The organism is Streptomyces sp. T39, from assembly GCF_008042045.1.
Lineage (GTDB): Bacteria > Actinomycetota > Actinomycetes > Streptomycetales > Streptomycetaceae > Streptomyces.
In genome coordinates this window covers 1-1087 of record NZ_RDBP01000036.1, presented here as the reverse complement: position 1 = coordinate 1087, position 1087 = coordinate 1, and the positions used below count along the sequence as shown (strand labels likewise).

The following is a 1087-nucleotide window of genomic DNA, read 5'->3' as shown; positions in this document are numbered from 1 at the left end:
GCGCAGGGGCCGGGACCAGGGGCTCGGCCGTTTCGCCGGGGCTCCGTTCTCGAAGTGCTAGAAATCTAAGGGCTTAACTTTCTCGACGCAAGACCCCGAGGTGGAATCGTTGTGGAGGAGGTCTTGAGCCCGGCATGCGTCATGTGAAGGATGTGTCACGAGCGGATGGCCGAAAGATTCCTAAGCTCTTAACCATTGACCGCTTAGGTACTTGACCCTACTGTCGCCGCAACTCCCTGTTCGCGGAAGGACCCCTCCATGACGACTGTGGCCGGCAAGCCAGCCCTCGGCTCGATAGCCGCGCGACTCGAACGACTGCCGCACTCGCGCTGGCACGTCAAGGTCCGCTTCCTGATCGGCGCCGTCACCTTCTTCGAGGCGTTCGACCAGCTGCTGGCCGCCTCCGCGCTGCCCGTCCTGATGGACGAATGGAACCTGTCCACCGGGCAGGCCACCTTCGCCGTCACCGCCGCCTCCGTCGGCATGCTGCTCGGCGCCCTGGCCGCCGGCTGGCTGGGCGACCGGATCGGCCGGGTGCGCACGGTCGCGCTGGGCGTGGGCATCACCGGTGCGGCCAGCCTCGCCGTCGCCTTCGCGGGCTCCATCGAGACGTTCGCGCTCTTCCGGTTCGTCCAGGGCCTCGGGATCGGCGGCGTGGTGCCCGTCGCCGCGACGTACATCAACGAGATCGCCCGCTCCGACAAACGCGGGCGCTTCGTGCTCCTGTACGAGATGATCTTCCCCGCCGGTCTGGCCACCGCCACCCTCGTCGCCGTCTGGGTCGTCCCCAACCTCGGCTGGCGCGCCATGTTCGTCATCGGCACCCTGCCCGTGCTGCTCGCCGCCGCGCTGCCCCGTCACGTGGAGGAGTCCCCGCGCTGGCTGCTCGCCCGCGGCCGCGTGGCGGTGGCCAGACCGGCGGGGAAGATCATCTCGTACAGGAGCACGAAGCGCCCGCGTTTGTCGGAGCGGGCGATCTCGTTGATGTACGTCGCGGCGACGGGCACCACGCCGCCGATCCCGAGGCCCTGGACGAACCGGAAGAGCGCGAACGTCTCGATGGAGCCCGCGAAGGCGACGGCGAGGC

2 pseudogenes are annotated in these 1087 nt (G+C 68.7%); one reads left to right on the top strand and one right to left on the bottom strand.

Going from position 1 to position 1087, the window contains the following annotated elements:
- Window positions 1-258: 258 nt before the first annotated feature.
- Window positions 259-975 (top strand): annotated as a pseudogene (locus EAO77_RS22370) (MFS transporter); the annotation flags it as partial.
- Here the strand turns inward: EAO77_RS22370 and EAO77_RS41435 are convergent.
- A pseudogene (locus EAO77_RS41435) lies at window positions 963-1010 on the bottom strand (hypothetical protein); the annotation flags it as partial. The pseudogenes EAO77_RS22370 and EAO77_RS41435 overlap by 13 nt on opposite strands.
- Between the last annotated feature and the right edge of the window lie 77 nt (window positions 1011-1087).